The organism is Amaricoccus sp. B4 (genome assembly GCF_043226085.1).
Classification (GTDB): domain Bacteria; phylum Pseudomonadota; class Alphaproteobacteria; order Rhodobacterales; family Rhodobacteraceae; genus Amaricoccus.
Map to the genome: position 1 here is coordinate 2,128,100 of NZ_CP171225.1, position 26,794 is coordinate 2,154,893.

The following is a 26,794-nucleotide window of genomic DNA, read 5'->3' on the forward strand; positions in this document are numbered from 1 at the left end:
TCCTCCCTGACGGGAAAATGGCGCAACATAAATATGAAGTAAATTGACTTATTTTGCCATATAATTATCATTATCGGCAAGTATCGGAAAATTCCCTGCATGGACCGGCGCATAAAGATCCGCCACATCTCGGCTTTCGTGGAAATCGTCCGCCAGCGCAGCCTGAAGCGGGCGGCCGACCAGCTCCATCTGACCCAGCCCGCGATTTCGCGCACCCTCGCCGAGCTTGAGGAAATCGCCGGGAAGCAGCTCCTGCTCCGGGGCCGCGCGGGCGTCTCTCTCACGCCGGAGGGCGAGTACTTTCTCGGCTTCGCGCAGCAGAGCCTCGTCGCGCTCGAGCGCGGCTTTTCCGGCGTCGCCGCCGCGGGCGGCGAGGATGCCACCGAGATCCGTGTCGGCGTCCTGCCGTCGGTCGCGACCCGGCTCATGCCCGAGGTCGCGGCGGAAATGGCCGGGCTCGACCGGGTCCGGCTCACCATAGCCGACGGCTCGCACGAACATCTGACCACGCAGCTCCGCAGCGGCCAGCTCGACATGGTGCTCGGCCGGCTCGGCGCACCCGAGACGATGCGCGGCCTGTCCTTCACCCAGCTCTATCTCGAGGACGTGGCCGTGGTGGTCCGCCCCGGTCACCCACTGCTCGAAGATCCCGATCTGCGCCGGATCACCGAATGGCAGGTGCTCTACCCGCCACCCTGGGCCGCAATCCGGCCCTTCGTCGAGCGCCTGCTGATTGCCGAGGGCATCCCTCGCCCGGCATGGCGTATCGAGACCGTCTCTGGCGCCTTTGGCCGGGTCTATGCCCGGCAATGCGATGCGGTCTGGTTCATCTCCGCCGGGGTCGTCGCCAGCGACATCGCCGAGGGGCGGCTCGCCCGCCTGCCCATCGCGACCGGCGGCACCGAGGGACCGGTCGGCCTGATGACCCGGGCGGGCGAGGCAGAAACCCCCGAACAGCAGCTCCTCCGCCGCGCCGTCGACCGGGCGCTCGAAACCCTCGAGGCGTTCCTCGCGGCGTCCTGAGACGCGGTTCGCGGATCACCATGGGCCCTGACCGGCCGGGGCAGGCCTTCGTGCGGTCCCGAGGGGCGGTTCTCGCTCTGTTGCGGGTGTCCCTGAGAGGGAGCGCGGCGCCCTTTCGGGGCGCCGCGGGGATCAGGTGGTGGGGAGTTTCCTGCCATATGGATTCCATACGCTTTCCATACGGATTCCAGACGTGCAGGCAGGCCCCGATCAGCCCTCCGCCGGTTCGGTCTCCGCCGGGTCCGCAGCCCGGGCTTCGGGCTCGGGAAGGTCCGGCGAGATCTTCCAGTCCCGGAGCTTGTAGACCGTGCCCGGACGCGGGCGCGCCGTGTCCTCGCCCTCCTGCATCCGCCGCTTGAACGAGTGGATCGGCGTCGCCCGGTCGTCGATCCGGACCTCCACCACCGAGGGCCCGTCATGGGCAAAGGCCGCATCGAGCGCCGCCCCGATGTCGTCCGGCTTCTCGACGTAGATCCCCTTCAGCCCCAGCGCTTCCGCCGCCCCGGCATAGCCCGGCTGCACGCTCTGGGTCTCCAGCATCGCAGACTGCACGTTCTTGAAGAAGATCTCCTGCCAGAGCTGGATCCAGCCCAGACGGCCGTTGTTGATCACCACGTTCACGATCTTCTGGTTGAACTGCGCCTGGGTCGCCAGCTCGCCCACCGTGTAGGAAAACGCCCCGTCCCCCGCCACCGTCACGATCCGCGCCTCCGGCCGCGTCGCCGCCGCCCCGATCGCACCGGGAACCGAATAGCCGAGCCCCCCCTGCCCGCGGGCAAACAGGAACTGCCGACCCGGCGTCTTCGCCGGGATGTAGCCCGCGATCCAGCCCGCCGAGAACGAGGCGTCCGAGACCACGATGTCGTCCTCGCCCAGACGCGCGGCGATCTCCGCCATCACCCGCGGCGGCGCGATCGGGATCGCCGCCGAGGCGGTCTCCGCCGCCTTCACCCGCTCGCCCTCGGCCTTCACCTCCGCGATCCGCGCCAGCCAGTCCCGGTTCACCGGCGCAAGGCTCGCCCCCAGCGCCGCATCGAGCGCGGTCACGATCTCGCGCACATCCCCCAGGAGCGGGATCGTTGGGCGGAAGGTCCGGCCATGCTCCAGCGGATCGGAATCGATGGTGATCGTCGCCTGCTCCGGCGTCGGCAGAGACCAGTTCATCCCGGTGTTCTGGCTCACCTTCGAGCCGCACCAGATCACCAGATCCGCCTCCTTGATCAGCTCGATCGCCGCCCAGGACCCGAGCGGGTTCAGCACACCCGCCGCATAGGCCCGCGTCTCCGGCACCGATCCCTTGCCCGAGAGCGAGGTCACCACCAGACCGCCGAGACGGTCGGCAAACCCCGTCACCTCGCGCGCCGCATCCGAGCCGTGCACGCCGCCGCCGCAGACCAGCGCCGGCCGCTTCGCCCGCCGGATCAGATCCGCCGCCGCCTGGATGTCCTCCCCCGGCGCCGTCGAGCGCAGATAGGGGATCGCCTTCGCCCGGTCGTCCACCGCGATCTTCACCAGATCCTCGTCCCACTCCGCATCGAAGATGTCATGGGGAATGATCAGCGCCACAGGCCCCGGTCGCGGCGCCGTCGCCACCCGGAAGGCCGTCCGGATGAGCTCGGGCAGGGCGGTGATCGAGGGCACCAGCCAGGCATCCTTCGTGCAGGTCTTGAAGAAGGAAAGCTGATCGAAGCCCTGGCTCGCGATCCCCTTCTCCTTCAGCGGCAGCCAGTCGAGCGGCAGCTCACCCACGATCCCAACCATCGGGATCGACGCGTTCAGCGCCTCCAGAAACCCCGCCGGAAGCAGGTTCGCCCCCGGGCCGACCGTCACGTCGCACACCCCGGGCTTGCCCGTCAGCCGCGCATAGGCATCCGCCGCATACGCCGCGTTCCGCTCGTCCCGCATCAGAATGTGGCGGATCCGATCCTGCCGCCGGGATATCCCGTCATGCAGCGCCGTCGTCTGCCCTCCAGGCATCCCAAACACAAGCTCAACGCCATATTGCGCCAACATCTCCGCTACAAGATCGCCTATATGCGGCATCGGTCAGTCTCCTTGAACTCTTGGCAAAAAGGGGGCCACCCGCGCCCTTTTCCGGCGCGGCAGGCGGCAGGGTTTCGTTTGGCGTGTCAGGCCGTTTCTTCAGGCGGCGGTCTTCAGACCGCCGCGGCAGGCTCCAGCCCCGGCCTGACAGCCGCCGCAGGATCCTCGGGGGTCGTCTGACCCCGGCGCGCCATCCGGTGCATCAGCGGGCGAAGCGCCTCATAGGTCGCGCGATAGAACTCGAATTGCTCTGCATAGCGCGCATGACGGCCCGGATCTGGCTCGATCGTGCAATCCATCCGCACCATCGCCGCCGCGGCCTCGGGCAGGCTCGCGAATGCCCCGACCCCATGGGCCGCGGCAACCGCCGCGCCCATCGCGGTCGCCTCCGCCTCGACCGGCACCGAGATCGGTACGCCGGCGGCATCGGCATGCATCTGCATCCAGAAGGGGCTCCGCGTGGCGCCGCCGCAACCCACCATCTCTTCAACCGCCACACCGCGCTCGGCCATGGTCACGAGGATGTTGCGGGTGCCATAGACGACGGATTCGAGCAAAGCGCGCAGGATATGGGCGGGCGTGTGCTTCAGTGTCATGCCCCAGAGCGCCCCCTGAAGGTCGTAGTCGATGTAGGGATTGCGATTTCCTTGCCAGAAATCCAGTGCCACCAGCCCTTCCGCGCCGATCGGGATCGCCTCGGCGGCGCGCATCATTGCGGCAAAGCTGTCCTCCCCATGCATGTGGCAACCGACCTGATCGTGCCACCAGCGGATGACCGAGCCGGTCGAGACCTGCCCACCCTCCATCACGTAAAGATCCGGCACCACGCAGTCGGGATGCGGGCCGAAGATGCCCGGCACCTCGAGATCGCGATCGGTCATCGAGAGCACCAGATGCGAGGAGCCGGTGATGAAGGCCGTCCGGCCGGCCGCACAGACATCGAGCCCCAGCATCGCGACATAGGCATCCGTGCCGCCGCAGACGACGAGCGTCGCGGGGTCGAGCCCCATTTCGGCAGCAGCCTCGGGCGTGATCGGGCCGACGGGGGCGCCGAGCGGCAGAACCCGCGCAGGGAAGCGCTCGGTGATGCCCGAAAGCCCGATACGCCCGAAGAAATCTTCCGGCCAGCCGCCGCGGCGGCCATCGTAGAACCAGCGGTTGGTGATGTGGTTGTGGCCGAGCGAGAGCGCGCCGGAGAGGCGCAGGGCGAGATAGTCCGCCATCTCCATGAACCAGCGCGAACGGTCGAAGACCTCCGGCCGGGTTTCCCGAAGCCAGAGGATCTTGGGGATCGCCCATTCCGAGCTCACCCCGATCCGCGAGCGCCGGAGAGCGGCATCGCCGGTGGCAGCCATGCGGCGGGCCTGGGGCGAGGCGCGGTTGTCCATCCAGAGGATCGCCGGCATCGTCGGCTGCAGCCCTGCATCGAGGGCGACAAGTGTGCTCGAAGTGCCATCGGCGCAGATTGCGGCGATCTGACGGGGCGAGACATCGGCCATGCGGATCGCCTTCGCGACCGCTGTGCAGGCCGCCCGCCACCAGTCCGCCGGATCCTGTTCCGCCCAGCCGCTGTGGGGGTGGGTGGTGGCGTAGTCCGAGCTTGCGATGGCCCGCACGTTGCCGGAGAGATCCGCCACCAGAGCCCGCGCCCCGCCGGTGCCGCCATCGAGGCCGATCACATAACGTTCCGCGCTCATAGCCCTGCCTCCGCGTGATGTCCGCCCTTCTTCCGGTTCGCGCGAACTGCCACTGCAATGCCGATGAGCAGGAGCGCGCCCTGAATGATCTGACGCTTCCAGTCCGCCCAGCCTAGCAGCGCGGCCCCGCTCGCGAGCACCGCGAGGAAGAGGATCGCCACTGCTGTGCCGATGATGTTGGGTTTGCCGATATGGATCATCATCCCTCCGAGCAGCACAGCGGTCAGGCCGTTGATGAAGTAGGACGCGCCGATCATCGGCTGGCCCGAGGAAAGGCTCGCAGCAAGAAAGAGGCCTGCGAGCGCCGAGAGCCCCCCCGTCAGCACGAAGAGCATGATGAGGAGCCGCCGCGACGAGATGCCCGCCTCGATCACCGCCTCCTCGCTCTGGGCGATGGCATACATGTAATGCCCGAAGGTCAGCCGTTCCTGGAACACCCAGGCAATGGCATAGACGAGGAGCACCCCGAAGAGCACGAGCGGGAACGGCCCGATGTTGGTGGTGAGCAGGTCGGTCAGCAGGCCGTGCTCGGCGATGCGGATCGAGGTGCCCTTGCCGAGCGCCGCCGCGATCGAGGCGCAGATCCCGCCCGTCGCGATGGTGACGATGAGCGGCGGCAGGCCGAGCCCAGCGATGAGGAGCCCGTTGACAGCGCCCGCGATGAGCCCCGCGCCGAGGCCCGCGGCGCTCGCGACACCCCAGCCGTGGCCGGCGGCAAGCAGGGCCGCCGCGATCATGTTGGAGAGGGCCGCCACCTGCATGAAGGAGACGTCGATCTTGCCCGCGGCCATCACCCAGGTAAGGCCGAGGGTCATGGTGGCCATGATTGCGAAGCTCCGCAGGATCGTCGCGACATTGCCGGGTTCGAGCATTTCCGGCCGGAGGCTTCCGAAGATGGCGATCATCGCGAGAAGCGCGGCCACGAGCCAGAAGCGGCCGATGAGGTTCGAGCGCAGGGCAGGCCCGGTGCGTTCGGGCACGGCGGGACTGATGGCGGCTGTCATCGTCTGGTCTCCGTCTTTTTCGGAATGAGGAAGCGGACGGCGTCGTCAAGGATGTCGCGCACGCGAGGATCAAAGAGCAGGACGCCACCGAGCAGAATCGCACTGACGATGCCGTCGCTGTAGTAGTAGGGCATGCCGGCGAGCGCGAAGCCGTCGAGCAGCATCGTGATGAGGAAGGTGCCCGAAAGTGTTGCGAGCACCGAGGTGCCGCCCATCAGCGCCGCGCCGAGGAAGACCGCGGCATATGCGGGCATGAGCAGGTTTGCGCCCTCGTTGGTATCGGCCGTGCCGCTCTCGGCAAGGATCAGCACCACGGCGAGCACGGCACCGACGGCGCAGGCGACGAAGGCGAGCGCAGTGTAGGTCCGCGTCGGGATGCCGGAATAGAAGGCCGAGACCGGATTCTCGCCTGTGGCATAGAAGGCCGCGCCGTAGCGCGTGCGGTGCATCAACACCCAGGCGCACGCATAGATCGCGATCAGGAACACGAAGGAGACGCTGAAGCCGAGCACGCGGGCATCGTTGAGGTCGATGATGCCGGAGGTGAAGAAGTTCTGGAAGATCGTCCGGCCGCCGGAATAGAGGAAGGCCATCCCGGCCGCGATCGAGCCCGTCGCGATGGTGGTCACGATATCGGGCAAGCCGAAATGGCTGATCGCAATGCCGTTGACCGCACCGGCCACCACCCCGACGAGGATGCCCGATCCGATCGCGACCCAGAGCGGCAGGCCGCCCGCGATCGCGAACCCGATGGTCATTGCGGCGAAACAGGCCACGCCCGCGAAGGAGAGGTCAAAGCGGCGGACGATGACGACAAAGGTCAGGCCGAGCGCAGCGAGCCCGTTCGCTGCCATGTGGCGCGTCATGGCCGAGAAGTTTGCCTGCGACAGGAAGCGCGGCTCGGCCAGGGTGAAAAGCGTCGCCATTACGGCGACGAGGCCGAGAAAGGCCAGCACGCGGCCCGCGCCGTGCGGAAGCAGTCCGGATTTCATCATGTGTGGGCCTCCCCAAGAATTCCGGCCATGAGCAGATCGCCGCGCGGCATGTCTTCGGGCGCCGGCACCCGCTTGCCCCGGTAGAGTGCGATGGTTCGGTCGGCGAGGCCGAAGACCTCGTCACAATCGGTGGACATCACGATGACGGCGGCCTTCCTGCTCAGCTCGCGCATCAGACCGTAGATCCGGGAGCGGGCGCCGATGTCGACGCCGACCGTCGGCTCGACGAAGATGTAGAGCTCGGCCTCGGTGTAGAGGCCCTTGGCGATCACCACCTTCTGCTGGTTGCCGCCGCTGAAGCGGCCGACCGGCGCGCCGATGTCGGGCGGCTGGAGCGTGACCTCCTCGGCAAGCCGGCGCGCGGCACGGAGGTTGTCTGGTCGTCGCATCAGGCCGCCGCGGCGGGAGGCCTTGTCGAGCTTGGCAAGCGTCATGTTGAAGATGGAGGAACGCGACAGGGTAAGCCCCTCGGAGCGCCGGTCACCCGGCACGAGGAAGATGCCGCGGGCGAGCGCCTCGCCGGGCGAGGAGAAGGAAGCCTCCTGTCCCAGCAGCCGCATCGCACCGCGGTCGGGAGGCATCGCGCCGAAGAGCGCCTTGGAGAGCTCGTCGATGCCCGAGCCCACGAGACCGAAGACGCCGAGGATCTCGCCGCGGCGGGCGGCGAAGGTCAGGTCCTCGAAGGCCCCGTCGCGGGCCAGGCCACGGACCTCGAGCACTGCTTCGCCCCGGCTCGGCGCGGCATTCTTTTCCGGAAACACCTCGCCCAGGGTCTCGCCGAGCATGAGTTCGGCAAGCGACAGACGCTCCTCGCGCGCCTCCGTCACTGCGACCGTGGCAACCCGACGACCGCCGCGGAAGACGGAAAAGCGGTCGGCGATCTCGTAGACCTCGTCGAGCCGGTGGGTGATGTAGATGATCGCGATGCCGCTCTCCCGGAGATTGGCCATCAGCCGGAAGAGGATATCCTTCTCGACCTCGGTGAGCGTCGAGGTCGGTTCGTCGAGGATCAGCACCCTGATGTGCTCACCGGCGAGCGCCTGCAGGATCGCGACGATCTCGCGCTCGACTGCAGGCATTTCCCCCACCTTCCGCGACAGGTCGATCTCGACGGGAAAGCGCTTGAGGAGCGCCTGGCCGCGGCGTTCCAGTGCCTTGCGATCCATGCGGGCAAAGAGGCTGCCGCCCTCGGATTCTCGGCCCAGGAAGATGTTCTCGTAGCCCGAGATGTCCGGCACGAGCTCCGGGTGCTGCTGAACCGTGGCGATCCCGGCCCGGATCGCGTCTTGCGGGCTGTGGAAATGTACCTCGCGGCCGGCGAGTTCGATCCGTCCGCCATCCTTCACATGGATGCCGGAAAGGATCTTGATGAAGGTCGACTTTCCCGCGCCGTTGACGCCGAGAAGCGCGTGGATCTCACCCGGTTCGAGGCTGAAGTCGATGTCATGGAGCGCGACGAACGGGCCGAAGCGCTTTGTCACAGATGTGGCCGTAAGAGCTGGCAGCGCCATTCTCCCCTCCTTCCCGATCACGAAGTGCCATTGGACGAATGCGGGGCGGCCGCAGCGAGCCGCCCCCGGAGCCGGTCAGACCGCGCGAGTCCAACCGAGCTCCGCCGCACGTCCGGGCACGTCGAAATCATCGGGGATGCCGTCGGCGAGCATGTCCTGCTCGACCGCATAGGTCGGCGTAATGATGAGCCGTGGGGACTTCCGGCCAGCGAGGTGCTCATGGGCGTAGAAGACGCACATGTAAGCCATCTCGTAGAAGCTCTGGGCCATAGAGAGCTTGAGCGGCGTGCCGCCCGCAATGTAGTTGAAGGCCTGCGAACCGCCATCGATCCCGGTGAGAATGAGATCCGGGCGGTTGGCAGACCGTGCGGCCAGCGTGCCCTCAACTGCCGCGCCATCCCAGGCGCACCAGACCGCATCGACATCGGAATGCGCGGTGAGAATGTTGTCGACGGCCTGACGCGGCGTGACGTTGCCCGCCAGCGCGAAGGCCCAGTCCGCCACGACCTCGATGTCCGGGTATTTGCGCAACGTCCATTCCATGCCGAGCGTGCGCTGGTCCCAGCTCTCGTTCTGGGGCAGCAGCACGCGGGCGATGCGGCCCTTTCCGCCGAGCGCCCTGCAGATGTATTCGCAGGAATATTCACCCATGCCGAAGTTGTTCGACATCGCGGTGGTGTTGACCGTCACACCCGGAACCGCGCTGTCGGCGCAGAAGACGGGAATGCCTGCGCTGATCGCACGCTGGACGGCGGGGGCAATGGCCACGGCATCGGCGGGCGTGATGAAGAGCGCCTCGGGCTTGGAGGCAACGAGCGAGTCGATCTGGTCGGCCTGGGTCTTGGCATCGAAGCCGGCATCGGTCGTCGTGAGATTGCCGCCGAGCTCGGCAACCGCGGCGAGGAAGCCGTCCTGGAGGTGGCGGCCGGAATCGTAGGTCGTCCAGCCGAGAGCGGCGGCGAAGTTCCGGTCGGAATCCTGCGCGAAGGCCGCGCGTGCGCCGAGCACACTGGTCGCCGCAAGTGCGCCCGCGCCCCGCAGAAGCGTCCGGCGGTTCAGGTCGAAGGAAAAGCTGGTCATGGTGGTCTCCCTGTTGTCTGTGGCGCCGCGATGGCCGCGGCGGCGCGGGCTTGCCGCCCCGTTTTCCGGGGCCTTCTGGTCAGTTGAGATGCCGGAGCGCGACCGAGGCCTGGCGGACGGAGGGCGCGAGCGCCGTCCACTCCCGGAAGGCCTCGGCATAGCCCTCGGCAAAGTCTTGCCGCGGTGCGATGCTGCGGCTGATCCTCGGCGCGGTCAGCACGTCCTCGGTGCTGCGATTGCCCTCCGCGATCATCGCGAGCCGGGCCGCCCCGAACGCCGCGCCCAGATGGTTCGATTCCGGCACATCGAGCCGCACGCCGAGACAGGTCGCGATCATCGAGAGCCAGAGATCCGAGCGCGAGCCGCCGCCGATGGCGAGCAGCCGCTCGAAGGATGTACCGGTCCGGCGGAACGCTTCGGCGCATTCGGCCAGCGCGAAGGCAACGCCTTGGAGCACGGCGCGGGTAAGCATCGCATCATCGGCCCGGTGGCCGAGACCGACGAAGGCACCGCGGATTTCCGGATCGTCATGGGGCGACCAGCAACCATCGAGGAAGGGCACGAAGAGCACCCGGCAAGCCGGCAGCGGTTCGGTGCCCAGCTCGCCGACCAGCTCGGCCGCCGGACGCTTGAGCGTCGCGGCAAGCCAGTTGAGGCAGGAGGTGGCGGAGAGGATGACCGACATCTGGTGCCAGGTGCCCGGAACCGCGTGGCAGAGGGTCTCGATCGAATATTCGTGGCTCGGGCGCGGCTCGCCATTGGCGACGAAGAGCACGCCCGAGGTGCCGAGCGAGACCGTGCCGTCGCCATCGTGGACAACGCCCGTGCCACAGGCGCCGCAGGCATTGTCGCCGCCGCCCGCCGCAATCACCGGCCGCTTGGCCATGCCCCAGCGCGCGGCAAGCCCCGCATTCAGCTGCCCGGTTGCCTCAGTGCCCTCATGGAGCCGCGGCATCTGGCTCCGTTCCATCCCCGTCGCCTCGAGCAGCCGGTCGGACCAGTCGCGCGCGGCGTTATCCATCCAGAGCGTGCCGCTCGAATCCGCCATGTCGGAGGCCTTGTCGCCCGAGAGCCACAGGCGGATGTAATCCTTGGGCAGCAGGACGGTGCGGATCTTCGCGAATGTCTCGGCCTCATGCTTGCGGAGCCAGGCGAGCTTCGCCGCGGTAACGCCCGGCGTCGGCTTGCGGCCCGCAATGTCGCGCAGATCCGGCACCGCGGCGTCAAGCTCGGCGCATTCCGCGCCGCAGCGGGTGTCGTTCCAGAGGATCGCGGGTCGGAGCGGCGCGTCGGAAGCATCGAGCGCAGTCGCGCCATACATCTGCCCGGAAAGGCCGATGCCGCGCGTGGCGGAAAGCTCGCGGCCATGGGTCGCGGCAAGCCCGTCGACACTTTCCTCGACCGCCTGCCACCAGAGAGCCGGATCCTGCTCCGACCAGCCCCGATGCGGCCGCGAGACCGCGAGCGGGCGTGAGGCCTGCTCGGCGACGATGCGCTGCTCGTCGTCGATGAGCACTGCCTTCACCCCGGATGTTCCGAGGTCGATACCGAGATACATGCCATGTCCTCCCTGTGGCGCCCATTTTTTTTGCGTGGGCTGTCCATTTACGGCTGTCGTGTTTGCATCGCTCAGCTTCCGTTCCGAAGCGCTCCTTTCGTCTCTAACCAGCCTTTGAGGGGCGCAACCCGGCCAGATGCCGGTCAAGCGACTCGATCTGGCTGGCGGTCATGCGGAGGCCGAGCTTGCTGCGGCGATAGACAATGTCGGCAGCCGAACGGGCCCATTCCTCGCGCACGAGGTAGTCCACCTCGGCCTGAGTGAGCCCCGCACCGAAGTCCGTGCCGAGATCGGCGGGCGCGCGGGCGCCGTCCAGCAACTCGGGAAGCCGCGTGCCATACTGGCGGAACATGCGGAGCGCCCGGCGCTCGCCAAGCCAGGGATAGGCTTCCCGCAATGCCGCCAGCCGCGGGCCGAATTCCTCGATCGGAAACCCGCCGCCCGGCAGCGCCTCACGTCCCGACCATCCCGCACCCGCCGCGATCTCGCGCGCCCGATCGCCGGGGAGAAGGCTCTCGAGGCGCGCGAGGACGGCCTCGGCGAGGCGTCTGTATGTGGTGATCTTGCCGCCATAGATGGTAAGGAGCGGCGCGGGGCCATCCGTCCGCACGTCGAGCACATAGTCTCGCGTCGCGGCCTGCGCCGCACCGTCACCACTGTCGTGAAGCGGGCGAACACCGGAATACGACCAGACCACCTGAGCCGGCGTCACCGGCCGGATGAAGTAGGCGCTGACAGCGCGACAGAGATAGGTGATCTCCTCCTGACTCGCCTCGATCCGGTCGAGCGAGCCGTCATAGTCGCGATCGGTCGTGCCGATCAGCGTGTAGTCCTGTTCATAGGGGATGGTGAAAACGATCCGACCGTCGGGGTTCTGGAAGATGAAGCACCGGTCGTGGGTGTAGAGCTGCGGAACCACGATATGCGAGCCCTGCACCAGCCGCACGCGCGCCTTCGCAGCGCCGCCCGTCGCCATGCCGGCAAGCTCGTTCGCCCAGGGGCCACCCGCATTCACCAGCACCCGCGCCCGGATCTCGCGAACGGCTCCGGTATCACGGTCACGCACCCGCACCGTCCAGCCTTCGGCATCCGACCCCAACGCGATGCAGACCGTGTGGGGCGCGATCACCGCGCCGTGGCCCTTGGCCGACTGAGCATTGAGGATGACGAGACGGTTGTCCTCGACCCAGCAGTCGGAATACTCGAAGCCCCGCCGGAGCGAGGGCCGGAGGCCGCTGCCGATCTCGCTGCGATGAAAATCTACCCGCGACGTGCCAGGCAGACGGGTCCGCTTGCCTAGATGATCGTAAAGGAAGAGGCCCGCGCGGAGCATCCATGCTGGCCGCATTCCGGGCGTCTGTGGCAGCACGAAACGCAGTGGCCGGACGATATGCGGCGCAATCGACCATAGCCGCTCACGCTCTTCGAGCGCCTCGCGCACCAGACGGAATTCATAATGCTCGAGATAGCGCAAGCCACCGTGCAGGAGCTTCGTCGAGGCCGAAGAGGTCGCTCCGCCGAGATCCCCCTTCTCGCAGAGATAGACCTTGAGCCCGCGCCCGGCGGCATCGCGCGCCACGCCGCAACCATTGATGCCGCCGCCGATGATGGCGAGGTCGAAGAGCTCAGACATGGTCCGCCTCCGCGCGCGCTCCTCCGGCCGGCGCAGGTGCCTGCGCCGCACCGCGGGCTGCGAGAATGCGTTCGGCAATCTCGACGAAGCCCTCGCCGCCCCGGTTGTGCGCCACGAACCGCGGCAGCGCGTGACCTGAGCCGCGGAATTCCTCGACATTCGCGACGCCGCAGGAATTTGGAAAGAAGGAGAACATCGGCCCGTCATTCGGACTGTCACCGACGAAGATCACCCGGTCCTTCATCGCATCGAGGTCGAAGCCCAGGATGTCCGCCGCGAAGATCCTGCTCATCGAGAGCTTGTCGTAGTCGCCGAACCAGCCATTCACATGGATCGAGGAAAGCTTCGCGATCGCCCCCTCCTCCTTGAAGATCCCGAGCACCCGCTCGACCTCGCCCGCAGGCAGCGGATCGACATCCTCGCAGACATCGATCGCCAGATCCGCTTCGCGGTAGAGCTGGTCGGAAGCAATGCCGGTCCCTGGGACCTCGCGCAGGATCCGCTCGCGCAGATGTTCGAGGCGGGCACGATTGACGCGGCGCTCGTCATCGGTGGCGAAGAAGCGCTGGCGCATCTTCCGCGCCGCGCGGTCATAGGAGAAGTAGAAGGCGCCGTTTTCGCCCACCACCCCCGCAACCGGCCAGAAGCGTGCAATCATGTCGCACCAGCCCGCAGGCCGGCCAGTGATCGGCACCACCTCGAGGCCCGCCTGGGCGAGGCGTTCGAGAGCGGCATAAGCGCCGGCGGGGAGCTGACCCTCGGTCGTGAGCGTGTCGTCAATATCTGTAAAGACGGCGACGACTTCGGAGAGGGCCGCAGGCGAAAGCTCGTCGAGCGGGAGCATCAGCATTCCTCCTCGATGAAGGCCTCGAGAATTCCCATGTCGGCCGCGAGATCGAGCATGGAGTAACGGTCGCGCATCTCGCGCGAATGCCGTACCGCTTGGCGGTAGAGGTCGCGATCCATCCCGATCTCTTCGGCCGTAGCCCCGCCGCCGGCCGCCCGCAGATGCGCAGCGAGATCGGCGGCAGGCATCGACATGGCCTGAAGCAGCGGCCGGATCTCGGGCCAGAGTCGCTGCAGATCGGCATTGAATTCCGCCGCACGCGCGGCATCGAACGCCTTGGCCCGACAGGCCTTGATGCAATCACCGACCGCCGCGTCCGGATAGCGCCGCCGCAGATCCGCTTCATCGAAATCGTTGGGGCGGATTTGGGGAGCCTCGTCACGCGCCAGGATCAACTCCTGAAGCCGCGCCATGGTGACTGACGCGACACCAACCTGCTGGCCATGGACGGTGCCCGGATGCGCCGCGCCTGCGAAGCTGTCGATCCAGTGAGAGATCTGGTGCTCTCCCATGGAGCCGGGGTGGCTCATGCCGACGAGGCTGATGCCGAAGCCGCCCAGCGTCAGGATGCGGTGAAGATAGCCGACCGCCTCATGATCGCGCCGGCCGAGCCCGGCGGAGCGCGCCATCGTCGCCGCCTCGTCTTCGGTCTGGAGCACGTAGGGAGAAGTGGCGTAGCGGGTGCCGAGCAGGCGATGGGAGAAATACCAGTCGACCTGGGCGCTCGCCCGGCAGAGGCTGTCACCGAACCCGGCCGCGATCAGGTATTGCGGCGCCTCGGCCGAGATGCCGATGTCGAGGAAGACCCCCTTCGCCGCATGGGCGGGCTGCGTGGTCTTGAGCCCGCTGTCGAGCGTGATCGAGGCGGTTGTTGAGGTGTAGCCGTTCATCGAGGGTGCGGTGCCGAAGACGCTGTAGGCGCGGCCATCGCCCGCGGTGACGTATTTGCAGAGATCGTTGATCGTTCCCGATCCAACCGCAACGAGCGCGTCCGCGCCCTGCGTCCGTTCGCGCAGCGCTCGGACCTCAGCCTCGTCGGCATGGGGCGCCTCGAGCACCACAACCTCAGCGCGCGCGCCGAGCGCCCGGGCAATCGCATAGCCGTAGACGTCATAGGTCGCGACATCGGCCACCACCGCGTAGCGCTCGGCGGGCATCACACCCGCAAGCAGGCCAGCTTCGGCGCCGCGAAGGCTTTCCTCGATGACCACGCAACCGAATGGAACCTGCGCCCGCGCGCCCGTGTCGGGGTCGATCCAGCGCCCCGCTGTCACGTCGTCGATCAGTGCCGTCCAGTTCTGCCGTCCCTCCGGTGCGAGGACGGCTGCAGCAGCCGCTTCCATGGGCACCCTCCCTTGGTGTCTTGCATCGTTGTTCTTTGTCGTTGATTGACAATTTCCACATGTCTCTGCCATTTGTCAATGACATTTGTTTTTATCATTTGGCATTTTCCAAATCCGCTCCGCTGGACAGAACGCGCCCGCTCTGGCAGTGCTGTGGAGACAAGGAGAGACAATGGCCCGATCAGCCCAGCCCCAGGACAAGGCCGCCCGTCGGCGCATGGCGCCCCCGATGCAGTTTGGCGGCGACCTCGTTCTCTGGGCCGCTTGGCTCTATTACGAAGAGGGACTGAAACAGGACGAGATCGCGCTCCGTCTCGGCATCTCCCGTGCCTCGGTCTTCAATCTGCTGCAAAAGGCGCGCGACGAGGGGGTCGTGACCATCACCATCGACCCCTCGCGAATCGCACGTGCCGATCTCGCGATGAAGCTGCATGAGCTCTGGGGCCTCGCGGAGTGCTACGTGCTGCCGAACGAGGGCGGAGATACGCCGCTCCACGACCGGATCGGACGGCTCGGCGCGCGCATCGTCGAGCAGAAGATTGGCGACGAGGACATCATCGGCGTCGCTTGGGGCCGCACTGTCCTCTCTCTCTCCAAGGCGCTTTCACCGATGCAGCATCCGGGTGTCACCGTCGCCCAGCTCACCGGCAGCTCGATGGCGACACACGATTTCTCACCGGAATTTTGCACCTCGAACATCGCGAGCCGCCTCAACGCCCGCTGCGTGAACCTGCATGCGCCCGGCGTGCTCTCGAACGCCGCAATGAAGGATCTCCTGATGCGGGAGCCGATGATCGAGCAGCATTTCGCGCTGCTCCGGCGCTGCACAATGACACTCTTTGGTGTAACGCACCTCGACGGTCCGACGCTGCTCCAGAACAGCGGCTTCATGCAGCCGAGTTTCATCGAGGAATACCGCGCCGCCGGAGCGGTCGGCTTCGCTTCCGGTTATTTCTTCGACATCGAGGGTCGGATCGTCACCACGGATTTCGACAGCCGCCATGTCGTGATGCCGCTGGAGGATTTCCGCCGCGTGCCGAGCCGGATCTGCATCGGCGGCGGAGCGTCGAAGTTCGAGGCGATCCGCGGCATGCTGCGCGCGCGAATCGCCACGATTCTGATCACGGACCAGACGACGGCCGAAGCCCTCGTCTGATATAATTGCACTGGAGCGCTTCAGCCGTCCCGCGCGGGCTCAGGGGTGATCTCCGCGCCGCGCACGGCAACCACGGCGAGGCAGTCTCCGGTTTTCACGAGGCCCGGGAAATGCCGGGCCGCCAGCAACCCTCCGCGCCGGGCATGGTAGATCTTCGCGGGCTGGCCCGTGCGCGCAACTGGCCAGACTCGCGCGATCGCCGCACCCTTCTCGACCTCGTCGCCGAGATCGGCAAGCGGCTCGATCAGGCCGTCATCCTCGGAAAAGACAAAGCAGTCGCCGTCGGGCATGTCGAGCTCGACACTTGGCGCGAACTCGGGTTCGGCATCCAGAATGCCGGCATGGATCAGGAAGTTGCGCACGCCCTTTCGCGCAATGCCGATCGAGCGCGCAGTGGCCGTGCCGCCGCCGCCGAGCTCGGTCGAAACGAAGACCTTGCCGTGGTTCTCGACCGCGGTGTCGAACATCCCCACATTGTCGATCTCCAGCAGCACCATGGAGTAAGGCGCATTGAACGCATGCATCGCCGCGATGCACGCCTCCTCCTGCATCTTTGCCTCCAGCCGATGCGCCGCCGCGAAAGGCACGAAATCGAGCGTCTTGCCCCCTGAATGAAAGTCGAGCACGAAATCCGCCATCGGCGCGAGCACTGTGTCAAAATAGTCGGCGATCTTCTCCGTGGGCGAGCCGTCCGGACGGCCGGGAAAGGTCCGGTTGAGATTCCCGCCGTCCAGCGGCGACGTGCGGGTGCCTGCGCGGAAAGCCGGCGTATTCATGAAGGGGACAATGATGACACGCCCGCGGATCTGCTTCGGATCAAGCTCCGAGGTCAGGGCCTGAAGCGCGGCGGGCCCCTCGTATTCGTCGCCGTGATTGGCCCCCGTCAGCAACGCCGTCGGCCCCTCGCCATTGCGGAAGACGGCGATGGGGATCATCACCGATCCCCAGGCACTGTCATTGCGGCTGTAGGGGAGACGCAGGAAGCCGTGACGCACCCCGTCCTCATCAAAAGGCACGGTACAGACGATCGGGTTTTCCGGGCGGGAGGTAGCGGCATTCACGGCGGTCAGTCCTTCACGAAAAGCTTGCGGGGCACATTGGCAAGGCACTCGGGGGCTGCCTCGCCGATCACGATGCTCTCGGTGATCTCGAAGCCCCAATCCTCCATCCAGAGGCCCGTCATGAAATGAAAGGTCATGCCGGGTTCGAGCACCGTCTTGTCACCGGGCCGGAGCGAACAGGTCCGCTCGCCCCAGTCAGGCGGATAGCTGAGCCCGATTGGATAGCCCGTCCGGTTGTCCTTCTCGATGCCGTGCTTGCGCAGGACGCCGAAGAAGGCATTGGCAATATCCTCGCACATTAGACCGGCGCGGGCTTTCTCGAGCCCGGCCTCCATGCCTTCGAGCACCGCCTTCTCGGCATCGAGAAAGGTCTCGGTGGGCTTGCCCAGAAAGATCGTGCGCGAAAGCGGGCAGTGATAGCGGTTATAGGCCCCCGCAATCTCGAAGAACGTCCCCTCTCCCGCGCGCATCGGCAGATCATCCCAGGTGAGATGCGGCGCCGAGGCGTCGGCGCCCGAGGGCAAAAGCGGCACGATGGCAGGATAATCGCCGCCCGCTCCGATCTCCGGATCGTAGCGCAGGCCCGCGTCATAGATCTCGGCGACGAGGTTGCACTTCCGCATACCCGGCTCGATCACGTCATAGATGCGCTTGTGCATCCGCTCGACGAAGCGCGCGGCCACACGCATGTATTCGAGCTCCTGCTCCGATTTGACACCCCGCTTCCAGTTGACAAGGCCCGTCGCATCGACGAGCCGAGCGTTGGGCAGCCCCTTCTCGAGGGCGGCGTAGGACCGGGCGGAAAAATAATAGTTGTCCATCTCGACGCCGATACTGCCCTTGTCCCAGCCGCGCTCGGCCAGAACTCCCGTGAGATACTCCATCGGATGACGGACCGCCGATTGCACGTAGTGGTCGGGGTAGCCGATGATGTCGGCCTCGCTCATGAAGCAGGTGCGCAGTGCGCCGTTCGCATCCTGGCCACGCCCGAACCAGACCGGATCGCCATCGCCCGCAAGCAGGACGCATTGCGGAACGTAGAAGGACCAGCCGTCGTATCCCGTGAGCCAGGCCATGTTGGAACTGTCATGGCAGATCAGCAGATCGATCCCGGCCGCCTCCATCGCCGCGCGGGTCTTCGCGATCCGCGCCGCATATTCCTCATGCGTAAAGTGCAGAACCGGCTCGACCATGTCTCGCTCCTCCTCTTGCCTGTGTGCCTGCGGCACGCCGCAGTGTTCGCGGCTGGGCGGAAACCTGCACGACCCCGCCCGCCTGAAATGTCATGTCACGAAAGCCTGCCCGGCACCTGTGGCCTCCGCCCGAGCCCGGGCAAGCGTTGCGATCACAGTGTCCTGAACCCCCGTTCCGGTCAGATCGGCGATGGTGATAGCCTCCGGCCCCGGGCGCCCACCGGTTCTGCCCGAAAGCACGTCGCCAAGTTCGGCGAAATCTGACTCGGGCGCGACGTTTCCCGCTGCAATCGCGCTGCGAAGCTCGCCCAGCGCGCGGGTCTGTGACAGCCGGTCAGCCACATAGAGGTCGGCGCGGGCGAGGCAGGCCGGGTCGAGCTCGTTCTTGGTGTGCTGGTCCGAACCCATCGCCGTTACATGCTGGCCCGGCTCGATCCACTCGGCCAGCAAGATCGGGGCACGCGCAGGTGTCGTCGTGACGATGATATCGGCACCGCGCACCGCGGCTTCCGCGTCCGCCTCCGCCGAGGCCGCGATCCCGAGTTCCTGCATCATCTCGGTCGCGGCCGCCGCGGCCTTCGCCACGTCCCGCCCCCAGAAGACCGCCTCGCGGATCGGCCGAACGAGGCAGAGCGCGCGGAGCTGCATCCGCGCCTGAAGCCCGGTTCCGAAGATCGCCGCGCGCCGGGCATCGCTCCGCGCAAGCGCGCGCGCCGCGACCGCACCAGCCGCCGCTGTTCGGACATCCGTCAGGTAGCCGTTATCAAGCAGAAGTGCCTCGACCCGCCCCGTCCGGGCCGAGAAGAGCACCATCAGCCCGGAAGTCGAGGGAAGGCCAATCTTCGGATTGTCAAAGAAACCGGGAGAAACCTTGATTGCGAAACTCTCCACGCCGGGGACATAGGCGGTCTTCACATCGACCTCGCCATTGGCATCGGCAATTTCCATCGAGAGGATCGGTGGCATCACCACACCACCTGCAGCCAGCGCCCGGAACCCGCCCTCTATCGCATCGATCACGTCAAGATCGAGAGCAACGAGGCTGCGCAGGTCCGCTTCGGTCAGAACCCGAACTGCCATCTCATGCCTCCTCGGCCATCAGGTCCACATCCTCGCCGGAGACGATCCGGAGATGCAGCCCCATGTCGATATTTGCGCCCGAAAGCAGTGCAACCACCGGCCCCTTGGGCTGCAGTTTTCCGGCCAGCAGCGCCCCGACGCCCACCGCCGCCGCCCCTTCGATCACCTGACGCTCCTCGGCATAGCAATGCCGGATCCCCGCCGCGATCTCCGGCTCGGAGAGCAGAATGACCTCATCGACGAGATCGCGCACCATCGGGAAGGTGACCTGGTTCCCGAGGCCAATGCCGCCCCCGAGCGAGTCGGCGAGTGAAGGCAGCTCCTCGACCTGCACCGGTTGGCCCGCGGCGAGGCTCTCAGCCATCGCCGCACCGCGCGCCATGGAGATGCCCACGACCCGGATATCGGGCTTGCGCGCCTTGAGCGCCGCGGCCACGCCCGCGATAAGCCCCCCGCCCGAAAGCGGCACAAGCGCCATCGCCATGTCCGGCACGGCCTGGAGCATCTCGAGCCCGAGCGTTCCCTGCCCTGCAACCACGCGCGGATCGTCGAAGGGCGGGATCATCGCGAGCCCCTCCTCGCGCACAAGTCGCTCAACCTCCTCCTGGGCGTCATCCTGGGAGCGCCCGATGATGCGGACCTCAGCCCCCAGCGCCTCTATGGCCCGGAGCTTGTTGGCGGGCACCAGCCGTGACATGCAGACCACAGCGCGAATGCCCGCCGCACGGGCGGCGTGGGCAAGCGCGCGCCCATGATTGCCGGTTGAGGCACAGACGACGCCGCGCGCCCGTTCCGCCACGCCAAGCTGCGCCACCGCGTTTGACGCCCCCCGCAGCTTGAAGGCCCCGGTGATCTGGTGATTCTCGCACTTGAGCCAGACCGGCACTCCAATGCGCGCCGTGAGGGCAGGCGAGGGTTCAACCGGGGTCTCGCGCACGAGCCCCCGGATGCGCGCCTGCGCCGCAAGGATATCCTCCAATGCGACCGGGTTCATGCCGTCACCCACGTGCCAGAAAGCAGACGCCCATAGCCCGCGAGCGGCGCAGCCAGCCCCGCTGCGGCACGCAGTTCGCGGATGCAGGCCTGGTTCGAGGTCACCACCGGCTTGCCGATCCGCGCCTCGATCTGCCCGGCGAGCGCAAATGCAGGCAAGGCGGTGCAGGAGATGAAAAGCGCATCCGCCTCCGGATGATCGGCGGCTTCCGCCGCCGCGAGAATTGTCACCGCATCCACACGTGCCATCTCACGGTCATCCTCGAGCCCGAGACAGACGGCCCGCAGGATCTCGAATCCTGCTGCAGCGAAAAAATCGGCGACCGGCGAGGTCGTCTCGGGAAGATAGGGCGTCATGATCGCGATGCGCCGCGCGCCGAGATCCCGCAGCGCCCGCGCACCGGCAGCGGCGGGCGTAACGATCGGTATGCCCGGTCGGACCGCGCCGATCGCGGTCTGCACTGCCTCTTCCCCGATCACCACAGAAGCCGAAGTGCAACCGTAGCAGATCGCGGCAAGCATCCTGCCCGGGACCAGCAGCGCCGCCGCCTCGCTCAGGCGCGGCAGCATCGCGCGGAGGTTCTCCGGGGTCGTCGGGTTCGCATAAGCGATCCGCGTCCCGTGCAGCGCCGCGGCATCCGGCGGGATCGCGCGCACAATGTCGCCTTCTGTCGTCATATCGGTCGCCAGCAGGATGAGCCCCAGCCGTCGGGGTTCCGGTGCAAATTCGACGGTCAGCGCGGCCTGCTCGACCGCACAGCTCACACGACCAGAACCGGACATGTCGCAAGCCCTGTGACCTTGTGGGAAACGCTGCCAACCAGATAACTCTCGAGCGAACCGAGTCCACGGCTGCCGACCACTATCAGATCCGCGCCATGCTCCTCTGCAAAGGCAACGATGCTGCGCGCAGGCTGGCCGTTCTTCACGAAGGCCCGGATGCTGATGCCCCGCTCCGCCGCGCGAGCCTTGGCATGATCTGCCACATCGCGTGCATAGTCGCGCATCGCGTCGTCGATCTGCTCGGGCTCGTCTGGCCGCACCATGGAGAAAGACGCCTCGAGCATGCTGTAATGCCGGAAGACCGTCAGAACCTGGAGCTCGGCGCCGCAGAGGCGCGCAAGCTCGATACCCTTCTCGAGCGCGGCTTCGGCGCCGCGCGAGCCGTCATAGGCGACAAGGATGCGCTTGAACATTCAGGAAGTCCTAGTGGAAGGCGAGATCACGCAGGAAGAGCGCGATCTGTGGGAAGAAGATGAGCGCGACCGAAACGCTAAGCAGCATGATGATGAAAGGCGGCGTGCCGCGGATCACCTCCATGTAGGGCCGCTTGAAGACGGCGATTGCAGTGAAGATGTCACAGCCGAAGGGTGGCGTCGCCGACCCGATCGCAACCTGGAGCGTGATGATCGTGCCCACCAGCACTGGATCGAGCCCAACATCTTTCACCACCGGCGCAAAGATCGGAACCAGCACGAGAATGACGACGATCGGATCGACGAACATGCAGCCGATGAAGAAGGCGATCGAAATCACGAAGAGCACCCCGATCGGCCCCATGTCGGAAATCCCGACGCCCTCAAGGATATGCTGCGGGATCTGGGCAAACGAAATCACCCAGGAAAATGCCGCACCCGCGCCGACAAGGATGAAGACGACGGCAGTGATGAGGCCCGTCGATTTCGCTGTGGCATAGACTGCCCGCAAACCCATCGAGCGGAAGACGAGCACCTCGAGGATCAGCGCATAGAGCACGCAGGCCGCCGCCGCCTCGGTCGGGCTGAAGACGCCACCGTAGATTCCGCCGATGATGATGGCGGGAAAGCCGAGTGGCCAGAGCGCCTGCCGCACCGCCACCAGCCGCTGCCCCCAGCTGGCCTTCGGCTCGGTCGGCACACCGTGGCGCGTTGCATACCACACGCTGTAGGTCGAGAAGAGCAGGAGGATCAGCAGCCCCGGCCCGATGCCTGCAATGAAGAGCTCCGCGATCGAGGTGTTGGAGACGACACCATAGATGATCATGCCGATCGAGGGCGGGATCAGGAAGGCGATGTCGGAGGAGTTGACAATGAGCGCGAGCACGAAACTGTCGTTATAGCCCGCCTTGAGCATCCGCGGCCGCAAGGGCGAGCCCACCGCGACCACCGTCGCCTGAGTCGAGCCCGAAACGGCGCCAAACATGGTACAGGCAGCTGCCGTCGAGACCGCAAGGCCACCCTTCACATGGCCGACGAAGGCCATAACCATGTCGATGAGCCGGCCTGCGGACTGCCCGCGGGTCATGATGTCGGCGGCAAAGATGAACATCGGCACCGCGATGAGCGAGGCGGGCCGGATGCCGGCGAGGATCTGCTGGATCATTGTTTCGAGCTGCCCGAAGCCGCCGAAGAGCGAGTAGAATCCCACGAAGGAGCCGACGATGAGCGGAATCATCATCGGAAACCCCAGCAGGAGCAGCACGATCATGGTCAGGAAAATGGTAAGTGCCAATGCGCCGCCCCCTCAGATCTCGAGTTCGTCTTCCTCGTATCCCTCCAGCACGATCGTGGAGAGATAGATGTCCTTCTCGACCAGATTCTTGATCGCTGTGAGCAGGTACTGGACGCCCGTCATGAAGAAGCCGACGGGCACCCAGACATAGATCCACCACACCGGGATCTGCATCGCAGGCAGGATCCGCCCCTGCCCCTTGAGGGTCAGGATGTAGCCGAGCGCATACCAGCAGAGGCCGAGCATGAAGGTCGCCGTCACCAGCGCGATCAGCACCATCATCGCCTTGCGCAGCGGCGGCGGGAAGGTATCGAACAGCGCTGACATGCGGATATGCCGCCCGTGGCGTGCCGCGTAGCTGATGCCCGCGAAGGTGATGAAGACGATCAGCACACTGTTGAGCTCCTCGGTGAAGAAGAGGCTCGATCGGAAGACGAAACGCCCGACGACGTTCGCCACGGTGTTGAGCGCCATCAGCAGCACCCCGGCTGCCAGCATGACGGATTCGATGCGCGCGATGGTGCCGTCGATCACCCCGAGCACCCCTGGCAGCGTCGAGTCACGCGAACTGTGGGATTCCGTATCGTTCAAGCCCAGCCCTCCCGGCCCGGTGTTGCGAGGCCCTCGCCCCGGGCAGCTGGCCCCGGCCCAGCCGCGCAGGGCGCGCGCCCTGTTGCGGCCCTACTGCACCGCCTGCAAGTCAGCCTTCATCTGATCGAGGATGGCCTTGCCGCTGTCCCCGGTCATGCCGACGAAGGTCTCCTCGACCTGACCGGCGGTATCCATGAACGGCTTGCGCTCCTCTTCGGAGAGAATGTTGATCTCCATGGAAGGCTTCTCTTCCTTGATCTTGGCGAGCGACTCGTCCTGGAGCCCCTGCTGATACTCGAGGATGTATTCGAAGGCGGCATTGGAGGCGTTCTGGATCAGCGTCTGATCCTCCTCACCGAGCCCATCGTAGAAGCCCTTGTTGGCCATGACCGCGGTGGTGAAGTTGTTGTGCCCGATACAGGTCACAACGTCCGTTACCTCGTAGATCTTGGTGGATTCGAGAAAGAAGCCCGGATTTTCCTGGCCCTGGATGATGCCCGTCTGAAGCGCCCCGTAGACCTCGCCCCAGGGAAGCGGCGTCGGCGTCGCACCGAAGGCCTTGTAGCTCTCGACCAGAAGCGGGTTCGTCATCACCCGGAACTTGACCTCGTTGAGGTCCGCCGGGCTGTGTACTGGCGCCTGCGTGGTCATGCAGACCTCACCTTCCGGGAACATGGTGAGAAGTTCGAGCCCCTGCTGGGCATAAAGCTCCGGGAACATCTCGTGGATCGCCTTCGAGGTGCGGAAGAACTCGAAGAGCTGCCCCTGATCCTGCGGCAGCAGATAGGGCACGAAGAAGACCTGCGCCTCGGGGATCAGGGCGCCGGTAAAACCCGGGGACTGGTCCACGAACTGGAGAATGCCTGCCTGGGCCTGCTCCATGATGTCCGCGCTTTCACCGAGCGTGCCGAAGGGAAAGAGCTGGATCTCGTGATCGGAATTGGCCTCGATCTCCTCCTTGAACTTCTGGGCGTAGACGCCCTGCACCTCCGTCATGGCTTCCTCGAAGGCATAGCGCCATGTGTCGGCACTGGCGATACCGGCTGCCATCACGCCGATGGCGGTACCGGCCAGCAGAAGAATACGACCTGACATTCTCGTCTCCCGAACTGAATTCCGTAGGCTGCAAAGCTGCGCACCTGTCCGGGCAAGCCCGGAAAGGGGAAAGGCGGTCAGCCGACCACCTGGATGTTGCGCATTATTCCCCGGCGTCACGTGCTCCATGAGCACTGCGGCGACGTCTCACTCCCCTGAACGGTGAAACAGAGACAAAAGCATGTCAATTTCAATATTGAACCATGACAATGCTTCCAGCATGGCTGGAGAACCGCCTGTCGGCCTAGAGTGCGAGCATCGCCGGTTCCGGCTGGTTGCGCAGCAAATGCGCAACGATACCGAGACCACGGGCGAGATCCTCTTCCTCCTCCGGACCTCCAAGACAGATCCGAACTCCTGGATGCCGTTGCGCATCGCTCGTCGCGAAGGCCCCGCCCGGTGCAAGCGCGACGCCACGGTGGCGCGCATGGGCGACAAAGGCCTCCTCGCTCCACTGCCCCTCGAGCGATAGCCAGATATGCAGACCGCTCGGGACAGCGGCATGCGGCGTTCCCACGAGACACCGCGCCGCGATCCGGTTGCGCCTGTGCAGTGCAGCCTGCTGCCAGGCGAGCAGCTCGGCGGCGGTGCCATCGGCGACCCAGCGCGTCGCCACCTCCGCCACGAGCGCCGTGGCCATCCAGTTCGTCACCAAATGTCGGTTCATCGCCGCGGAAACCAGCGTCTCGGGCATCACCAGATATCCGTAACGCAACCCCGGCAACAGGCACTTGGAGAAGCCCGTGAAGTAGAACACCCGCTCGGGCGCAAGTGCCGTCAGCGGCGCAGGGCGGCCCGGGCTCAGCGGTCCGCCCGCGTCATTCTCGAGGATAAGCACATTGTGGCGGCGGGCGATTTCGCAGATCTCATGCCGTCGCTCGAGACCCATCATTCGAGCCAGAGGATTAAGGCCGTTCGGCACAACGAAGAGCGCCTTCACACTCGTCTGGCGACAGGCCTGATCGAAGGCGCCGGGCTCGATTCCCTCCCCGTCCACAGGCAGACCGGCGAGACGAAGTCCGAGATAGCGCGCGAGAGACGGCAGGGTGTGATGGCCATACTCCTCGGTCAGCACGAGGTCGCCCGGAGACGCCGCGGTCATCAGCGCAACCGTCATGGCCGCGGTGCTGCCATTGGTGGGGAGGACGAGATCGGGTTGTGTCTGCACCCCGCAGCGCGCAAGCCAGCGCACCCCCACACGCCTATGACGCGCAAGAGCCGCCCGCGGCCGAAAAGAGAAGAGCGCATCGTGGGGCAGATCCTGCGCCAGACACGAAAGCGCCGCTGAAAGGCGTTCTCCATGGAGCGCCGATCCAACCGGCGTGAGCATTGAGCAATCGATCACCGCATCGCTCTCGCGCAGCCGGTGCCACGGTGTCTTCGTCTCCGTGACGCTCTCGCGCACGAAGGTGCCGCGCCCGACCTCGCCGCTGACCACGCCAAGCCGGACAAGTTCCTCATAGGCCCGGCTGATGGTCTGGACGCTGAGCCCAAGCTGGTAGGCAAGCTCGCGATGTGTCGGCAACCGCTCGCCCGCCCGCAGCTCCCCGGCCTCGATCGCCTGCACCAGCGCTTGTGCAAGGGACCTGTAGGCTGGACGCTTCAGCGTCGTAGGATCTGGCAGCCAGATTGTCATGATATTCCAGCCTACGCCTTTCAGGACAATTCACAAGAGGTGGTTGCACCGCATCGGCAGGCATCGCGGCAGGATAAGCGATGCCGCCGGGATATGGAATCCCTCCGGCAAGGCGCTTGCCCGGGCCCGCCCGCCATTGACAAGTCGCGCGGGCAACCCTCAGGCTTCCGCCATGTCCCGCCTTGCCCTTGATGACCGCGATATCAAGATCCTCTCGGTGCTGAGCCGGGAAGGCCGGATCTCGAAAACCGAGCTGGCACGGCGGGTGAACCTCTCCGCCACGCCCTGCTGGGAACGGATGAAACGCCTCGAGGAAGCCGGGCTCATCCGCGGCTACCATGCCGACATCGCGCTGGCCCGGATCGCCGCCCATGTCGAGGTCTTCGTTATGGTCGAGCTCGAAAGCCACCGGGCCGAGGCGTTCCGCATCTTTGAGGCGGGAATCGGGCGGCACGAGGAGATTACCGACGCCTGGGCGATCGGCGGCGGTTTTGATTACCTGCTCCGCGTCACGTCCCGCGACATCGACGCCTACCAGCGGCTCGTTGATGCGCTGCTCGAGGCGCGGATCGGGATGCGGCGCTACTTCTCCTACATCGTCACCAAAGCGGTGAAGGCCGATCCGCCGCCACTCGAGCATCTCGCAACCCACCCCGCCCCGGCGGAGGAATGATCTGCAGCGCCGGGGGCAGAAGAGAGAGATCCTCTGTGCGTGACCAGGCATTCGGAGGATCCTTCTTCCAGCCCGGGCTATCTTCCCTCTCA

At 66.1% G+C, this 26,794-nt stretch carries 23 protein-coding genes; 3 read left to right on the forward strand and 20 right to left on the reverse strand.

All coding sequences use genetic code 11. The features are described from left to right. The first annotated feature begins 99 nt into the window (after positions 1–99). Positions 100–1,023, forward strand: coding sequence for a pca operon transcription factor PcaQ (gene pcaQ, locus ACF66B_RS10275; RefSeq protein WP_111431076.1), 924 nt, complete (start codon positions 100–102; stop codon positions 1,021–1,023). Positions 1,024–1,233: 210 nt separating this feature from the next. Here the strand turns inward: pcaQ and ACF66B_RS10280 are convergent, their stop codons facing one another. From ACF66B_RS10280 to ACF66B_RS10325, 10 genes are all read right to left on the reverse strand, one after another. Continuing rightward, complete coding sequence (locus tag ACF66B_RS10280; RefSeq protein WP_111432145.1) at positions 1,234–3,066, reverse strand: thiamine pyrophosphate-binding protein; 1,833 nt, start codon at positions 3,064–3,066, stop codon at positions 1,234–1,236. Positions 3,067–3,179: 113 nt separating this feature from the next. Further along, a complete protein-coding gene (locus tag ACF66B_RS10285; protein WP_111431884.1) occupies positions 3,180–4,763 on the reverse strand; it encodes an FGGY-family carbohydrate kinase in 1,584 nt (527 codons plus the stop codon). Continuing rightward, positions 4,760–5,767: an ABC transporter permease gene (locus ACF66B_RS10290; protein ID WP_111431885.1), complete on the reverse strand. Its 1,008-nt coding sequence runs from the start codon at positions 5,765–5,767 to the stop codon at positions 4,760–4,762. Before ACF66B_RS10290 ends, ACF66B_RS10285 begins: the two co-directional genes overlap by 4 nt. Next, on the reverse strand, positions 5,764–6,762 hold the full coding sequence (locus tag ACF66B_RS10295) for an ABC transporter permease (protein WP_392662518.1): 999 nt from the start codon (positions 6,760–6,762) through the stop codon (positions 5,764–5,766). The genes ACF66B_RS10290 and ACF66B_RS10295 overlap by 4 nt, the downstream gene beginning before the upstream one ends. Continuing rightward, positions 6,759–8,273 carry a sugar ABC transporter ATP-binding protein gene (locus tag ACF66B_RS10300; protein ID WP_111431886.1) on the reverse strand — a complete coding sequence of 505 codons (1,515 nt, stop codon included), beginning with the start codon at positions 8,271–8,273 and terminating at the stop codon, positions 6,759–6,761. The genes ACF66B_RS10295 and ACF66B_RS10300 overlap by 4 nt, the downstream gene beginning before the upstream one ends. Before the next feature lie 75 nt (positions 8,274–8,348). Then, a complete protein-coding gene (locus ACF66B_RS10305) occupies positions 8,349–9,353 on the reverse strand; it encodes a sugar ABC transporter substrate-binding protein (RefSeq protein ID WP_111431887.1) in 1,005 nt (334 codons plus the stop codon). Positions 9,354–9,432: 79 nt separating this feature from the next. Further along, positions 9,433–10,911: a xylulokinase gene (xylB, locus tag ACF66B_RS10310; protein ID WP_111431888.1), complete on the reverse strand. Its 1,479-nt coding sequence runs from the start codon at positions 10,909–10,911 to the stop codon at positions 9,433–9,435. A 103-nt stretch (positions 10,912–11,014) separates the two neighbouring features. Further along, positions 11,015–12,544: a glycerol-3-phosphate dehydrogenase gene (gene glpD / locus ACF66B_RS10315; protein WP_111431889.1), complete on the reverse strand. Its 1,530-nt coding sequence runs from the start codon at positions 12,542–12,544 to the stop codon at positions 11,015–11,017. Then, positions 12,537–13,388, reverse strand: coding sequence for an HAD-IIB family hydrolase (locus tag ACF66B_RS10320; protein ID WP_111431926.1), 852 nt, complete (start codon positions 13,386–13,388; stop codon positions 12,537–12,539). The genes glpD and ACF66B_RS10320 overlap by 8 nt, the downstream gene beginning before the upstream one ends. After that, positions 13,388–14,734, reverse strand: coding sequence for a sn-glycerol-1-phosphate dehydrogenase (locus ACF66B_RS10325; RefSeq protein WP_111431890.1), 1,347 nt, complete (start codon positions 14,732–14,734; stop codon positions 13,388–13,390). Before ACF66B_RS10325 ends, ACF66B_RS10320 begins: the two co-directional genes overlap by 1 nt. A 172-nt stretch (positions 14,735–14,906) precedes the next feature. On the opposite strand from ACF66B_RS10325, the gene ACF66B_RS10330 reads away from it, so the two are divergent. Continuing rightward, positions 14,907–15,890: a sugar-binding transcriptional regulator gene (locus tag ACF66B_RS10330; RefSeq protein ID WP_111431891.1), complete on the forward strand. Its 984-nt coding sequence runs from the start codon at positions 14,907–14,909 to the stop codon at positions 15,888–15,890. Positions 15,891–15,910: 20 nt separating this feature from the next. On the opposite strand, the gene doeB is transcribed toward ACF66B_RS10330, so the two are convergent. The 10 genes from doeB to ACF66B_RS10380 form a co-directional block, all read right to left on the reverse strand. Then, complete coding sequence (gene doeB, locus ACF66B_RS10335; protein WP_392664854.1) at positions 15,911–16,960, reverse strand: N(2)-acetyl-L-2,4-diaminobutanoate deacetylase DoeB; 1,050 nt, start codon at positions 16,958–16,960, stop codon at positions 15,911–15,913. Beyond that, on the reverse strand, positions 16,957–18,144 hold the full coding sequence (gene doeA / locus ACF66B_RS10340) for an ectoine hydrolase DoeA (protein WP_111431893.1): 1,188 nt from the start codon (positions 18,142–18,144) through the stop codon (positions 16,957–16,959). The genes doeB and doeA overlap by 4 nt, the downstream gene beginning before the upstream one ends. A gap of 90 nt (positions 18,145–18,234) precedes the next feature. Then, positions 18,235–19,224 carry an ectoine utilization protein EutC gene (eutC, locus tag ACF66B_RS10345; protein WP_111431894.1) on the reverse strand — a complete coding sequence of 330 codons (990 nt, stop codon included), beginning with the start codon at positions 19,222–19,224 and terminating at the stop codon, positions 18,235–18,237. A 1-nt stretch (position 19,225) separates the two neighbouring features. Then, positions 19,226–20,218 carry a hydroxyectoine utilization dehydratase EutB gene (gene eutB / locus ACF66B_RS10350; protein WP_111431895.1) on the reverse strand — a complete coding sequence of 331 codons (993 nt, stop codon included), beginning with the start codon at positions 20,216–20,218 and terminating at the stop codon, positions 19,226–19,228. Beyond that, positions 20,215–21,000, reverse strand: coding sequence for an aspartate/glutamate racemase family protein (locus ACF66B_RS10355; RefSeq protein ID WP_111431896.1), 786 nt, complete (start codon positions 20,998–21,000; stop codon positions 20,215–20,217). The genes eutB and ACF66B_RS10355 overlap by 4 nt, the downstream gene beginning before the upstream one ends. Continuing rightward, on the reverse strand, positions 20,979–21,413 hold the full coding sequence (locus ACF66B_RS10360) for a universal stress protein (RefSeq protein WP_111431897.1): 435 nt from the start codon (positions 21,411–21,413) through the stop codon (positions 20,979–20,981). Before ACF66B_RS10360 ends, ACF66B_RS10355 begins: the two co-directional genes overlap by 22 nt. 10 nt (positions 21,414–21,423) lie before the next feature. Further along, positions 21,424–22,707 carry a TRAP transporter large permease gene (locus tag ACF66B_RS10365; protein ID WP_111431898.1) on the reverse strand — a complete coding sequence of 428 codons (1,284 nt, stop codon included), beginning with the start codon at positions 22,705–22,707 and terminating at the stop codon, positions 21,424–21,426. A 12-nt stretch (positions 22,708–22,719) separates the two neighbouring features. Further along, positions 22,720–23,298 (reverse strand): TRAP transporter small permease, encoded by a 579-nt coding sequence (locus tag ACF66B_RS10370; RefSeq protein ID WP_392662527.1) that lies wholly within the window; start codon positions 23,296–23,298, stop codon positions 22,720–22,722. Between the two features lie 90 nt (positions 23,299–23,388). Beyond that, positions 23,389–24,393, reverse strand: coding sequence for a TRAP transporter substrate-binding protein DctP (gene dctP, locus ACF66B_RS10375; protein WP_111431899.1), 1,005 nt, complete (start codon positions 24,391–24,393; stop codon positions 23,389–23,391). Between the two features lie 244 nt (positions 24,394–24,637). Then, positions 24,638–26,029: a PLP-dependent aminotransferase family protein gene (locus ACF66B_RS10380; protein ID WP_111431900.1), complete on the reverse strand. Its 1,392-nt coding sequence runs from the start codon at positions 26,027–26,029 to the stop codon at positions 24,638–24,640. A gap of 172 nt (positions 26,030–26,201) precedes the next feature. Between ACF66B_RS10380 and ACF66B_RS10385 the strand changes: the two genes are divergently transcribed. Then, positions 26,202–26,702: an Lrp/AsnC family transcriptional regulator gene (locus ACF66B_RS10385; RefSeq protein ID WP_111431901.1), complete on the forward strand. Its 501-nt coding sequence runs from the start codon at positions 26,202–26,204 to the stop codon at positions 26,700–26,702. Positions 26,703–26,794 lie beyond the last annotated feature (92 nt).

Bases quoted from the DNA above. Each gene is read 5' to 3' on its own strand.
- ACF66B_RS10285 (WP_111431884.1), bottom strand. From the start codon at position 4,763: ATGAGCGCGGAACGTTATGTGATCGGCCTCGATGGCGGCACCGGCGGG.
- ACF66B_RS10320 (WP_111431926.1), bottom strand. From the start codon at position 13,388: ATGCTCCCGCTCGACGAGCTTTCGCCTGCGGCCCTCTCCGAAGTCGTC.
- ACF66B_RS10355 (WP_111431896.1), bottom strand. From the start codon at position 21,000: ATGTCCGGTTCTGGTCGTGTGAGCTGTGCGGTCGAGCAGGCCGCGCTG.
- ACF66B_RS10360 (WP_111431897.1), bottom strand. From the start codon at position 21,413: ATGTTCAAGCGCATCCTTGTCGCCTATGACGGCTCGCGCGGCGCCGAA.
- eutB (WP_111431895.1), bottom strand. From the start codon at position 20,218: ATGAACCCGGTCGCATTGGAGGATATCCTTGCGGCGCAGGCGCGCATC.
- eutC (WP_111431894.1), bottom strand. From the start codon at position 19,224: ATGGCAGTTCGGGTTCTGACCGAAGCGGACCTGCGCAGCCTCGTTGCT.
- ACF66B_RS10380 (WP_111431900.1), bottom strand. From the start codon at position 26,029: ATGACAATCTGGCTGCCAGATCCTACGACGCTGAAGCGTCCAGCCTAC.
- xylB (WP_111431888.1), bottom strand. From the start codon at position 10,911: ATGTATCTCGGTATCGACCTCGGAACATCCGGGGTGAAGGCAGTGCTC.
- ACF66B_RS10330 (WP_111431891.1), top strand. From the start codon at position 14,907: ATGGCCCGATCAGCCCAGCCCCAGGACAAGGCCGCCCGTCGGCGCATG.
- ACF66B_RS10280 (WP_111432145.1), bottom strand. From the start codon at position 3,066: ATGCCGCATATAGGCGATCTTGTAGCGGAGATGTTGGCGCAATATGGC.
- dctP (WP_111431899.1), bottom strand. From the start codon at position 24,393: ATGTCAGGTCGTATTCTTCTGCTGGCCGGTACCGCCATCGGCGTGATG.
- ACF66B_RS10300 (WP_111431886.1), bottom strand. From the start codon at position 8,273: ATGGCGCTGCCAGCTCTTACGGCCACATCTGTGACAAAGCGCTTCGGC.
- doeA (WP_111431893.1), bottom strand. From the start codon at position 18,144: ATGGTCGAGCCGGTTCTGCACTTTACGCATGAGGAATATGCGGCGCGG.
- ACF66B_RS10290 (WP_111431885.1), bottom strand. From the start codon at position 5,767: ATGACAGCCGCCATCAGTCCCGCCGTGCCCGAACGCACCGGGCCTGCC.
- ACF66B_RS10325 (WP_111431890.1), bottom strand. From the start codon at position 14,734: ATGGAAGCGGCTGCTGCAGCCGTCCTCGCACCGGAGGGACGGCAGAAC.
- glpD (WP_111431889.1), bottom strand. From the start codon at position 12,544: ATGTCTGAGCTCTTCGACCTCGCCATCATCGGCGGCGGCATCAATGGT.
- ACF66B_RS10295 (WP_392662518.1), bottom strand. From the start codon at position 6,762: ATGATGAAATCCGGACTGCTTCCGCACGGCGCGGGCCGCGTGCTGGCC.
- ACF66B_RS10385 (WP_111431901.1), top strand. From the start codon at position 26,202: ATGTCCCGCCTTGCCCTTGATGACCGCGATATCAAGATCCTCTCGGTG.
- ACF66B_RS10305 (WP_111431887.1), bottom strand. From the start codon at position 9,353: ATGACCAGCTTTTCCTTCGACCTGAACCGCCGGACGCTTCTGCGGGGC.
- pcaQ (WP_111431076.1), top strand. From the start codon at position 100: ATGGACCGGCGCATAAAGATCCGCCACATCTCGGCTTTCGTGGAAATC.